7 protein-coding genes are annotated in these 12400 nt (G+C 68.7%); all 7 read left to right on the forward strand.

Features of this window, described 5'->3' with window-relative positions:
- Positions 1-122: 122 nt before the first annotated feature.
- Positions 123-653 carry a 50S ribosomal protein L10 gene (gene rplJ, locus ACFVXN_RS01015; protein ID WP_389225903.1) on the forward strand — a complete coding sequence of 177 codons (531 nt, stop codon included), beginning with the start codon at positions 123-125 and terminating at the stop codon, positions 651-653.
- A gap of 81 nt (positions 654-734) precedes the next feature.
- A complete protein-coding gene (rplL, locus tag ACFVXN_RS01020; RefSeq protein ID WP_389225906.1) occupies positions 735-1127 on the forward strand; it encodes a 50S ribosomal protein L7/L12 in 393 nt (130 codons plus the stop codon).
- 307 nt (positions 1128-1434) lie between these two features.
- A complete protein-coding gene (gene rpoB / locus ACFVXN_RS01025) occupies positions 1435-4941 on the forward strand; it encodes a DNA-directed RNA polymerase subunit beta (protein ID WP_389225909.1) in 3507 nt (1168 codons plus the stop codon).
- 131 nt (positions 4942-5072) lie between these two features.
- Positions 5073-8939, forward strand: a complete 3867-nt coding sequence (locus ACFVXN_RS01030; protein WP_389225912.1) for a DNA-directed RNA polymerase subunit beta' — start codon at positions 5073-5075, stop codon at positions 8937-8939.
- Between the two features lie 376 nt (positions 8940-9315).
- Complete coding sequence (gene rpsL, locus ACFVXN_RS01035; protein WP_122147700.1) at positions 9316-9684, forward strand: 30S ribosomal protein S12; 369 nt, start codon at positions 9316-9318, stop codon at positions 9682-9684.
- 4 nt (positions 9685-9688) lie between these two features.
- Complete coding sequence (gene rpsG, locus ACFVXN_RS01040) at positions 9689-10159, forward strand: 30S ribosomal protein S7 (RefSeq protein ID WP_179687208.1); 471 nt, start codon at positions 9689-9691, stop codon at positions 10157-10159.
- A 42-nt stretch (positions 10160-10201) separates the two neighbouring features.
- Positions 10202-12319, forward strand: coding sequence for an elongation factor G (fusA, locus tag ACFVXN_RS01045; protein ID WP_389225917.1), 2118 nt, complete (start codon positions 10202-10204; stop codon positions 12317-12319).
- The last annotated feature ends 81 nt before the right edge of the window (positions 12320-12400 follow it).

Here is a 12400-nt window from a genome sequence, read left to right on the forward strand (position 1 = left end):
GCAGGTTGAGTTTCGATGGTCGTGCGTGAAGACGCACGTGCAACGAGCCCCGGCCTGCGCCGGGGCTCTTCTCGTGTGCGGGGTCGAGGACGACCGGCGGCACCACCATCGGAAGGATCGACATGGCGAGGCCGGACAAGGCAGCCGCAGTCGCAGAGCTCGCGGACCAGTTCCGCGAGTCGAACGCGGCCGTGCTGACCGAGTACCGCGGGCTCACCGTCGCGCAGCTCAAGACGCTGCGTCGGTCGCTCAGCGGAAACGCGAACTACGCCGTGGTGAAGAACACGCTGACCGCCATCGCGGCCAAGGAAGCCGGCATCGAGGGTCTCACCGACGGTCTCAAGGGCCCGTCGGCGATCGCCTTCGTCACCGGTGACCCGGTCGAGGCGGCCAAGGGTCTGCGTGACTTCGCCAAGGCGAACCCCGCGCTGGTCATCAAGGGCGGTGTCCTCGACGGGCGCGCCCTGACCGCCGCGGACGTCACCAAGCTCGCGGACCTCGAGTCCCGCGAGGTCCTGCTGGCCAAGGCGGCCGGTGCGATGAAGGCCAAGCTGTTCCAGACGGCTTACCTCTTCACCGCGCCCGCCTCGAAGGCCGTGCGCACCGTCGAGGCGCTCCGCGCCCAGCAGGAGACTGCCGACACCGCAGCCTGAGCCACCCCGGCTCACGCGCTCCCCACACTGCCCCCACCGGTCGCCGTGACCGGTGAGGACCGAACGGAAGGAACCGCCATCATGGCGAAGCTCACCACCGACGAGCTCATCGAGCAGTTCAAGGGCCTCACCCTCATCGAGCTCTCCGAGTTCGTGAAGGCGTTCGAGGACGTCTTCGAGGTCACCGCCGCCGCTCCGGCCGCCGTCGCGGTCGCCGCCCCCGCCGGCGGTGCCGGTGACGCTGCCGCCGCCGAGGAGGAGAAGTCGGAGTTCGACGTCATCCTCGAGTCGGCCGGCGACAAGAAGATCCAGGTCATCAAGGAGGTGCGCGCCCTGACCTCCCTCGGCCTGAAGGAGGCCAAGGACCTCGTCGACGGCGCCCCGAAGCCCGTTCTCGAGAACGTCGCCAAGGACGCCGCGGACAAGGCGAAGGCCGCCCTCGAGGGCGCCGGCGCCACCGTCACCCTCAAGTGACCCGCTCCGGGGTCGGCGCGTCCGCGCGCTGACCCCGGGACGCCTCGCACGCAGGCCCGCACCCCTCGGGGTGCGGGCCTGCGTCGTGCGGGGGAGCGGGCGAGGTGGGGGTGCCCATACCACGGAGGTTGGACATCGCGCCAGGTCTGTACTACGCTATCGCTTTGCGCTGGCCTGTGCCCGCGACTCCGTATAACCCAGGCTCACCGGCATCGTAGTACGCGATGTCCCGGGGGGCCCGAGGCCGGGGGGTCGCGAACCGCCGGGACCCGCGCAGGGAATCTCGATCTGCTGGGAAGGACCCCTCTTGGCTGCCTCGCGCACCCCCTCCGACCGCTCCGAAGCCATCGCGAACCGCACCATCTCCCGCCGCGTCTCGTTCGCCCGGATCGACGAGCCGCTCGAGGTCCCGGACCTCCTCGGGCTGCAGACGGAGAGCTTCGACTGGCTGCTCGGCAACGAGAAGTGGCAGGCGCGTGTCGCCGCCGCTCTCGAGCACGGCCGGCAGGACGTCCCGGAGACCGCTGGACTGGAGGAGATCTTCGAGGAGATCTCCCCGATCGAGGACTTCGGCGGCACCATGTCGCTGTCGTTCCGCGAGCACCGTTTCGAGCCGCCGAAGTACACGGCCGACGAGTGCAAGGAGAAGGACTTCACCTACGCCGCGCCGCTGTTCGTCACCGCGGAGTTCGTGAACTACACCACCGGTGAGATCAAGAGCCAGACGGTCTTCATGGGCGACTTCCCGCTCATGAGCGAGCGCGGCACGTTCATCATCAACGGCACCGAGCGCGTCGTCGTGTCGCAGCTGGTCCGTTCCCCCGGCGTGTACTTCGAGCGCACCGCCGACAAGACGTCCGACAAGGACATCTTCTCCGTGAAGATGATCCCGAGCCGCGGCGCCTGGCTCGAGTTCGAGATCGACAAGCGCGACAACGTCGGCGTCCGCGTCGACCGCAAGCGCAAGCAGAACGCCACGGTGCTGCTCAAGGCGCTCGGCATGACCGAGTCGGAGATCCGCGAGGAGTTCGCGCAGTTCCCGGCCGTCATCGACACCCTGGAGAAGGACCACGTCCAGACCCAGGACGAGGCCCTGCTCGACCTGTACCGCAAGATCCGCCCGGGCGAGCCGCCCACCGTCGAGGCCGGTCGCGCGCTGATCGAGAACTTCTACTTCAACCCGAAGCGCTACGACCTCGCGAAGGTCGGCCGCTACAAGCTGAACAAGAAGCTCGGCATCGACGTCCCCCTCGCGGACTCCGTGCTGTCCAAGGACGACATCGTCGCGGCGATCAAGTACATGGCCGCGCTGCACGCCGACGTCACGACCCTGCCGGGCACGCGCAACGGCGAGGCCGTCGAGGTCCGCGTCGAGACCGACGACATCGACCACTTCGGCAACCGCCGCATCCGCGCCGTGGGCGAGCTCATCCAGAACCAGGTCCGCACCGGCCTGTCCCGGATGGAGCGCGTCGTGCGCGAGCGCATGACGACCCAGGACGTCGAGGCGATCACGCCGCAGACGCTGATCAACATCCGCCCCGTCGTGGCCTCCATCAAGGAGTTCTTCGGGACGTCGCAGCTGTCGCAGTTCATGGACCAGAACAACCCGCTCGCCGGCCTGACGCACAAGCGTCGTCTGTCCGCGCTGGGCCCGGGTGGTCTGTCCCGCGACCGCGCCGGCATGGAGGTCCGTGACGTCCACCCGTCGCACTACGGCCGCATGTGCCCGATCGAGACCCCTGAGGGCCCGAACATCGGCCTCATCGGCTCGCTCGCGACGTTCGGGCGGATCAACCCGTTCGGCTTCGTCGAGACCCCGTACCGCAAGGTCGTCAACGGTGTCGTCACGGACGAGGTGCACTACCTCACCGCCGACGACGAGGACCGCTACGTGATCGCCCAGGCCAACGCGGCCGTGCGCGAGGACGGCCGGTTCGCCGAGGACCAGGTCCTGGTCCGCGTCAAGGGTGGCGACACCGAGGACGTCCCGGCCGAGGTCGTGGACTACATGGACGTCTCCCCGCGCCAGATGGTGTCGGTCGCGACGGCCCTGATCCCGTTCCTCGAGCACGACGACGCCAACCGCGCGCTCATGGGCGCGAACATGCAGCGCCAGGCCGTGCCGCTGGTCCGCTCCGAGGCGCCGCTCGTCGGCACCGGCATGGAGTGGCGCGCGGCGGTCGACGCCGGCGACGTCATCGTGGCCTCGAAGGCCGGTGTGGTCACCGAGGTGTCCGCCGACCTGATCACGGTCGCGAACGACGACGCCACCACGTCGACGTACCGCGTCGCGAAGTTCCGCCGCTCCAACCAGGGCACGTCCTACAACCAGCGCGTGCTGGTCGACCAGGGCGCGCGCGTCGAGGTCGGCTCCGTGCTGGCCGACGGCCCGGCGACGGACGAGGGCGAGCTCTCGCTCGGCCGCAACCTGCTGGTCGCGTTCATGTCGTGGGAGGGCCACAACTACGAGGACGCGATCATCCTGTCGCAGCGCCTCGTGCAGGACGACGTCCTGTCCTCGATCCACATCGAGGAGCACGAGGTCGACGCCCGCGACACGAAGCTCGGCCCGGAGGAGATCACGCGGGACATCCCGAACGTCTCCGAGGACGTGCTGGCGGACCTGGACGAGCGCGGCATCATCCGCATCGGCGCCGAGGTCTCCGCGGGCGACGTGCTGGTCGGCAAGGTCACGCCCAAGGGCGAGACCGAGCTCACCCCGGAGGAGCGCCTGCTGCGCGCCATCTTCGGCGAGAAGGCCCGCGAGGTCCGCGACACGTCCCTCAAGGTGCCCCACGGCGAGTCCGGCACGGTCATCGAGGTCCGCACGTTCAACCGCGAGGACGGCGACGAGCTGCCCGCCGGCGTGAACGAGCTGGTCCGGGTCTACATCGCCCAGCGCCGCAAGATCACGGACGGCGACAAGCTCGCCGGCCGCCACGGCAACAAGGGCGTCATCTCCAAGATCCTGCCCGTCGAGGACATGCCGTTCCTCCCGGACGGCACCGCGGTCGACATCGTCCTGAACCCGATGGGTGTCCCCGGGCGCATGAACGTCGGCCAGGTGCTGGAGGTCCACCTCGGGTGGATCGCCAAGCAGGGCTGGAACGTCGAGCTGGCCGAGGGCGACCTCAGCTGGGTCGACCAGGTGCCGGACATCGCGAAGTCGTCGACCCCGGGCGTGCCCGTGGCGACGCCGGTGTTCGACGGCGTGCCGGAGGAGACCCTCACCGGTCTGCTCGGCGCCACGCTGCCGAACCGCGACGGCGAGCGCATGGTCGGCGTCAACGGCAAGGCCCGCCTGTTCGACGGCCGCTCCGGCGAGCCGTTCCCGGACCCGGTCGCCGTCGGCTACATGTACATCCTCAAGCTCCACCACCTCGTGGACGACAAGATCCACGCCCGGTCCACCGGCCCGTACTCGATGATCACGCAGCAGCCGCTGGGTGGTAAGGCGCAGTTCGGTGGCCAGCGGTTCGGCGAGATGGAGGTGTGGGCCCTCGAGGCGTACGGCGCCGCCTACACGCTGCAGGAGCTCCTGACGATCAAGTCGGACGACATCCCCGGCCGCGTCAAGGTGTACGAGGCGATCGTCAAGGGCGAGAACATCCCCGACTCGGGCATCCCGGAGTCCTTCAAGGTGCTCCTCAAGGAGATGCAGTCGCTCTGCCTGAACGTGGAGGTGCTGTCCTCGGACGGCGTGTCCATCGACATGCGGGAGAACGACGACGAGGTCTACCGGGCCGCGGAGGAGCTGGGCATCGACCTGTCCCGCCGCCCCAACGCCGCCAGCACCATCGACGAGATCTGACGCCGAGCGTCCGCCGGCCCTGCGCCCCTCACCGGGCGGTGGGCCGGCGGCCCGCCCGCACCCCTTGCACCATTCCGTTCCGCCGGACCGCCTCGACAGCGGGAACCGGCAAGCGAAGGAAGTAGGACCCCTTGCTCGACGTCAACGTCTTCGACGAGCTGCGCATCGGTCTGGCCACGGCCGACGACATCCGGACCTGGTCGCACGGCGAGGTCAAGAAGCCCGAGACCATCAACTACCGCACCCTGAAGCCGGAGAAGGACGGGCTCTTCTGCGAGAAGATCTTCGGCCCCACCCGGGACTGGGAGTGCTACTGCGGCAAGTACAAGCGCGTGCGCTTCAAGGGCATCATCTGCGAGCGCTGCGGCGTCGAGGTGACCCGCTCGAAGGTCCGCCGTGAGCGCATGGGCCACATCGAGCTCGCCGCGCCCGTCACGCACATCTGGTTCTTCAAGGGCGTCCCGTCGCGCCTCGGCTACCTGCTCGACCTCGCCCCGAAGGACCTGGAGAAGGTCATCTACTTCGCGGCGTACATGATCACGTGGGTCGACGTGGACGGTCGCCAGGAGGACCTCCCGAACCTCCAGAACGAGATCGACCTGGAGCGCAAGGAGATCGCGGACCGCCGCGACAACGACATCAACACCCGCGCCGCCAAGCTCGAGGCCGACCTGGCCGAGCTCGAGGCCGAGGGTGCCAAGGCCGACGCCCGTCGCAAGGTCCGCGACTCCGCGGACCGCGAGATGGCGCAGCTGCGCAAGCGTGCCGACGCGGAGATCGACCGCCTCGACACCATCTGGGACCGGTTCAAGAACCTCAAGGTCGCGGACCTCGAGGGCGACGAGCTGCTCTACCGCCAGCTGCAGGACCGCTACGGCAACTACTTCGAGGGCTCGATGGGCGCCGCGGCGATCCAGAAGCGCCTCGAGGCCTTCGACCTGGAGGCCGAGGCCGAGTCGCTGCGCGAGACCATCCGCAGCGGCAAGGGCCAGCGCAAGACCCGCGCCCTCAAGCGCCTCAAGGTCGTCAACGCGTTCCTCACCACGACGAACTCGCCGACCGGCATGGTGCTGGACGCCGTCCCGGTCATCCCGCCGGACCTGCGCCCGATGGTGCAGCTCGACGGTGGCCGGTTCGCCACGTCCGACCTGAACGACCTGTACCGCCGCGTCATCAACCGGAACAACCGCCTCAAGCGGCTCCTGGACCTGGGCGCGCCGGAGATCATCGTCAACAACGAGAAGCGGATGCTCCAGGAGGCCGTGGACTCGCTGTTCGACAACGGCCGCCGCGGCCGCCCGGTCACGGGCCCCGGCAACCGCCCGCTCAAGTCGATCTCCGACATGCTCAAGGGCAAGCAGGGCCGGTTCCGCCAGAACCTGCTCGGCAAGCGCGTCGACTACTCGGGCCGTTCGGTCATCGTCGTCGGCCCGCAGCTCAAGCTGCACCAGTGCGGTCTGCCCAAGCAGATGGCGCTCGAGCTGTTCAAGCCGTTCGTGATGAAGCGCCTGGTCGACCTGAACCACGCGCAGAACATCAAGTCGGCCAAGCGCATGGTCGAGCGCGCGCGCCCGGTCGTGTGGGACGTGCTCGAGGAGGTCATCACCGAGCACCCCGTGCTGCTGAACCGTGCGCCCACGCTGCACCGTCTCGGCATCCAGGCGTTCGAGCCCCAGCTCGTCGAGGGCAAGGCGATCCACCTGCACCCGCTCGTCTGCGGCGCGTTCAACGCCGACTTCGACGGCGACCAGATGGCCGTGCACCTGCCCCTGAGCGCGGAGGCGCAGGCCGAGGCCCGCATCCTCATGCTCTCGAGCAACAACATCCTGAAGCCGTCCGACGGCCGCCCGGTGACCATGCCCTCGCAGGACATGATCATCGGCCTGTTCCACCTGACCTCCGACAAGGAGGAGCCGGTGGGCGCGGGTCGCGCGTTCAGCTCGGTGTCCGAGGCGATCATGGCGTTCGACCAGGGCTCCCTGGACCTGAACGCGGTCGTGCGGATCCGCATGGAGGGCCTCGTGTTCGCCGCGGGCCAGGAGCCCGAGGGCTTCTCGCCGGACGCGCCGTACCTGTTCGAGACCACCCTGGGTCGGGCGCTGTTCAACGAGCTGCTGCCGGTCGACTACCCGTACGAGAACGGGGTCGTCGACAAGAAGCGCCTGTCGGTCATCGTCAACGACCTGGCGGAGCGGTACCCGAAGGTCGAGGTCGCCGCGTCGCTGGACGCCCTGAAGGAGGCCGGCTTCCGCTGGGCCACCCGCTCGGGCGTGACGATCGCGATCTCGGACGTCGCGGCACCGAACCAGAAGGCGGAGATCCTCGCCGAGCACGAGGCGCGCGCGACGAAGGTGCAGGGCCAGTACGACAAGGGCCTCATCACCGACGACGAGCGTCGTCAGGAGCTCATCGAGATCTGGACGCAGGCCACCGACAAGGTCGCCAAGGCGATGCAGGAGAACTTCTCCGCCCGCAACACCGTGTTCCGCATGGTCGGCTCCGGTGCGCGTGGCAACTGGATGCAGGTCCGGCAGATCGCCGGTATGCGTGGTCTGGTGGCGAACCCGAAGGGCGAGATCATCCCGCGCCCGATCAAGGCGAACTACCGCGAGGGCCTGTCCGTCCTCGAGTACTTCATCGCGACGCACGGTGCTCGTAAGGGCCTGGCGGACACCGCGCTGCGGACCGCCGACTCGGGCTACCTGACCCGTCGTCTGGTGGACGTCTCGCAGGACGTCATCGTCCGCGAGGAGGACTGCGGCACCGAGCGCGGCCTGACCATGCCGATCGGCGTGCCGGGCACCAACGGCCTGCGTCGTCACGACAAGGTGGAGACCTCGGTCTTCTCCCGCACGCTGGCGACCGACGCGGAGATCGACGGCGAGATCATCGGCAACGCCGGTGACGACATCGGCGACGTCCTGCTCGACCGCCTGCTGGCGGCCGGCGTCGAGTCGCTCAAGGTGCGCTCCGTGCTCACCTGCGAGTCCCGCGTGGGCACCTGCGCCAAGTGCTACGGCCGCTCGCTGGCCACCGGCAAGCTCGTCGACATCGGCGAGGCCGTCGGCATCATCGCGGCCCAGTCGATCGGTGAGCCCGGCACCCAGCTGACGATGCGTACCTTCCACACCGGTGGTGTCGCGTCGGCGGAGGACATCACGCAGGGTCTGCCGCGTGTCCAGGAGCTCTTCGAGGCCCGCACCCCCAAGGGTGAGAGCCCCATCGCGGAGTTCTCGGGCCGCATCACGATCGACGAGGCCGACCGGACCCGCCGCCTGGTGCTCACGCCGGACGACGGCTCGGAGGAGATCGCCTACCCGATCACGAAGCGCTCGCGCCTCCTGATCAGCGACGGCGACCACGTCGAGGTCGGCACGCAGCTCGTCCAGGGTGCGGTGGACCCGAAGAAGGTCCTGCGCATCCTCGGCCCGCGCGCCACCCAGAAGCACCTGGTGGACGAGGTCCAGGAGGTCTACAACTCCCAGGGCGTGGACATCCACGACAAGCACATCGAGGTCATCGTGCGGCAGATGCTGCGTCGCGTGACCGTGCTGGACTCCGGCGACACCGGCCTGCTCCCGGGCGAGCTGGCCGAGCGTGGCCGGTTCGAGGACTTCAACCGCCGTGCGGTCGCCGAGGGTGGCCAGCCGGCCTCGGGCCGTCCGGAGCTGATGGGCATCACGAAGGCGTCGCTCGCGACGGACTCGTGGCTGTCGGCGGCGTCCTTCCAGGAGACGACCCGCGTCCTCACCGAGGCCGCGATGTCGGGCCGCAGCGACCCGCTGCTCGGCCTCAAGGAGAACGTCATCCTCGGCAAGCTGATCCCCGCCGGTACGGGCCTGCCCCGCTACCACGAGGTGTCGGTCGAGCCCACCGAGGAGGCGAAGGCCGAGCTGTACCCGTCCTTCGGCTACGACGAGATCGACTTCCCCGCCCTGGGCCTCGGCTCGGGCGAGGCGATCCCGCTCGAGGACATCGACTTCGGCGACTTCCGCTGAGGTCACGCCTCACCACCCCGAGGGGGTCCGCCGTGCTCGTCACGGCGGGCCCCCTCGGGCGTCCGGGCCCCGCCACCTCCTGCTTTGACGGTGTGCGGACCGGCGAGTAACGTTGGACACCGTGCCCGCGCCGTCGGGCCCTCGCGCGCGCTCTTCCCTGAGCGCCGGGTGATCACCCCGCCCGCACCGCAGACCGACCCCGTGAGGGGCCCGGGACGCGGAGCAGGACGGGGGCGACACGCCCGAGCGCGGGGGTCGGTTCGGGACGCAAGACCCCACCGGGGTAGCCGCGCGACGGGCGGCGAACCGGACCAAGCCGGCCGTCCAGGGTGACGGGTGCCGGTCAGACCAGACTCATCAACGTAATGGAGACGTAGTGCCTACGATCCAGCAGCTGGTCCGCAAGGGCCGGACGCCGAAGACCAACAAGTCGAAGACCCCTGCGCTGCAGGGGAGCCCGCAGCGCCGCGGCGTCTGCACCCGCGTGTACACGACCACCCCGAAGAAGCCGAACTCGGCGCTCCGCAAGGTCGCGCGCGTCAAGCTCTCCTCGGGCATCGAGGTCACGGCCTACATCCCCGGTGAGGGCCACAACCTGCAGGAGCACTCCATCGTGCTCGTCCGCGGCGGTCGCGTGAAGGACCTCCCCGGTGTGCGGTACAAGATCATCCGTGGCGCGCTGGACACCCAGGGCGTGAAGAACCGTAAGCAGGCGCGTAGCCGCTACGGCGCGAAGAAGGGCTGAACCGATGCCTCGCAAGGGTCCGGCCCCGAAGCGGCCGCTCATCATCGACCCGGTCTACGGATCGCCGGTCGTCACCCAGCTGATCAACAAGGTCCTCCTCGACGGCAAGAAGTCCGTCGCCGAGGCCATCGTCTACGGCGCCCTCGAGGGCGTCCGTGAGAAGACCCAGGGCGACCCGGTCGTCGTCCTCAAGCGCGCGCTGGACAACGTCCGCCCGTCGCTCGAGGTCCGGTCCCGGCGCGTCGGTGGCGCGACCTACCAGGTCCCGGTCGAGGTCCGCCCCGTCCGCCAGACCACGCTCGCGCTCCGCTGGCTCACGGACTACTCGCGCGCTCGCCGCGAGAAGACCATGACCGAGCGTCTGATGAACGAGATCCTCGACGCCTCCAACGGCCTCGGTGCCGCGGTGAAGCGCCGCGAGGACATGCACAAGATGGCCGAGTCCAACAAGGCGTTCGCCCACTACCGCTGGTAATCCCAGCTGTGGCGCGAACCCCACTAACGAGGGGCTGAACCTGTGGCACTGGACGTGCTGACGGACCTGAACAAGGTCCGCAACATCGGCATCATGGCGCACATCGATGCCGGCAAGACGACGACGACCGAGCGGATCCTGTACTACACGGGCGTCAACTACAAGATCGGCGAGACCCACGACGGGGCGTCGACCACGGACTGGATGGAGCAGGAGCAGGAGCGCGGCATCACCATCACGTCCGCTGCTGTCACCGCCTTCTGGAACAAGGGCAAGGCGAACGAGACGCAGATCAACGTCATCGACACGCCCGGTCACGTGGACTTCACCGTCGAGGTGGAGCGCTCGCTGCGCGTGCTCGACGGCGCGGTCGCGGTGTTCGACGGCAAGGAGGGCGTGGAGCCCCAGTCGGAGACCGTGTGGCGCCAGGCCGACAAGTACGAGGTCCCCCGCATCTGCTTCGTCAACAAGATGGACAAGCTGGGCGCGGACTTCTACTTCACGGTCGACACCATCGTGAACCGCCTCAAGGCCAAGCCGCTGGTCATCCAGCTGCCGATCGGCGCCGAGAACGACTTCATCGGCGTCGTCGACCTGGTCGAGATGCGCGCGCTCGTGTGGCGCGGCGAGACCGAGATGGGCGCGAAGTACGACATCGAGGAGATCCCGGCCGACCTGCAGGACCGGGTCGACCAGTTCCGCGCGGAGCTGCTCGAGGCCGTCGCCGAGACGGACGACGCGCTGCTCGAGAAGTTCCTCGGCGGTGAGGAGCTGACGGTCGCCGAGATCAAGGCCGGCATCCGCAAGCTCACCATCTCCGGCGAGGCGTTCCCCGTCCTGTGCGGCTCGGCGTTCAAGAACAAGGGCGTCCAGCCCATGCTCGACGCCGTCGTCGACTTCCTCCCGTCGCCCCTCGACGTCCCGGCCATCCAGGGCCACGACGTCAAGGACGAGGAGGTCGTCATCGAGCGCCACCCGGACGCCACCGAGCCGTTCTCGGCCCTGGCGTTCAAGATCGCGGCGCACCCGTTCTTCGGCAAGCTCACCTTCATCCGGGTGTACTCGGGCAAGGTCGTGCAGGGCGCCCAGGTGCTCAACGCGACGAAGGGCAAGAAGGAGCGCATCGGGAAGATCTTCCAGATGCACGCCAACAAGGAGAACCCGGTCGACGAGGCCACGGCAGGCCACATCTACGCGTTCATCGGCCTGAAGGACGTCACCACCGGTGACACCCTCTGCGCCCTCGACGCGCCGGTGGTCCTGGAGTCCATGACCTTCCCGGAGCCCGTCATCGACGTGGCGATCGAGCCGAAGACCAAGGGCGACCAGGAGAAGCTCTCCACGGCGATCCAGAAGCTCGCCGAGGAGGACCCGACGTTCCGCGTCCGCCTGGACGAGGAGACCGGCCAGACCGTCATCGGCGGCATGGGCGAGCTCCACCTCGACATCCTCGTCGACCGCATGCGGCGCGAGTTCAAGGTCGAGGCGAACGTCGGCAAGCCGCAGGTGGCCTACCGCGAGACGATCCGCCGCAAGGTGGAGAAGATCGACTACACGCACAAGAAGCAGACCGGTGGCTCCGGGCAGTTCGCCAAGGTCCAGATGACCTTCGAGCCGCTCGAGTCCGAGGACGGCGCGATGTACGAGTTCGTGAACGCCGTCACCGGTGGTCGCGTGCCTCGCGAGTACATCCCGTCCGTGGACCAGGGCATCCAGTCCGCGATGCAGCTCGGCGTGCTGGCCGGCTTCCCGCTGGTGGGCGTCAAGGCCACGCTGCTCGACGGTGCCGCGCACGACGTCGACTCCTCGGAGATGGCGTTCAAGATCGCCGGTTCCATGATCCTCAAGGAGGCGGCCCGCAAGGCCGACCCCGTGCTGCTCGAGCCGGTCATGGCCGTCGAGGTGCGCACCCCCGAGGAGTACATGGGCGACGTGATCGGCGACATCAACTCGCGGCGCGGCATGATCCAGTCCATGGAGGACGCCACGGGCGTGAAGGTGATCCGCGCCCAGGTTCCTCTCTCCGAGATGTTCGGGTACGTCGGTGACCTGCGGTCGAAGACCCAGGGTCGCGCGGTGTACTCGATGCAGTTCGACAGCTACGCCGAGGTTCCTCGGAATGTTGCCGACGAGATCATCAAGAAGACCCGGGGCGAGTAGTCCCACAGGTCGAACCGAGTACGACCAATCAACCCGACCCGTAGGACCGCACGTCCGCGGGGGCGCTGAGCCCCCGCATCG

It is taken from the genome of Cellulomonas sp. NPDC058312, from assembly GCF_042880135.1.
In the GTDB taxonomy this organism is placed as follows: domain Bacteria; phylum Actinomycetota; class Actinomycetes; order Actinomycetales; family Cellulomonadaceae; genus Cellulomonas.

What these genes read in the sequence shown, in the direction of transcription:
- rpsG (WP_179687208.1), top strand. Translation starts at nt 9,689, where the DNA reads ATGCCTCGCAAGGGTCCGGCCCCGAAGCGGCCGCTCATCATCGACCCG.
- rplL (WP_389225906.1), top strand. Translation starts at nt 735, where the DNA reads ATGGCGAAGCTCACCACCGACGAGCTCATCGAGCAGTTCAAGGGCCTC.
- rplJ (WP_389225903.1), top strand. Translation starts at nt 123, where the DNA reads ATGGCGAGGCCGGACAAGGCAGCCGCAGTCGCAGAGCTCGCGGACCAG.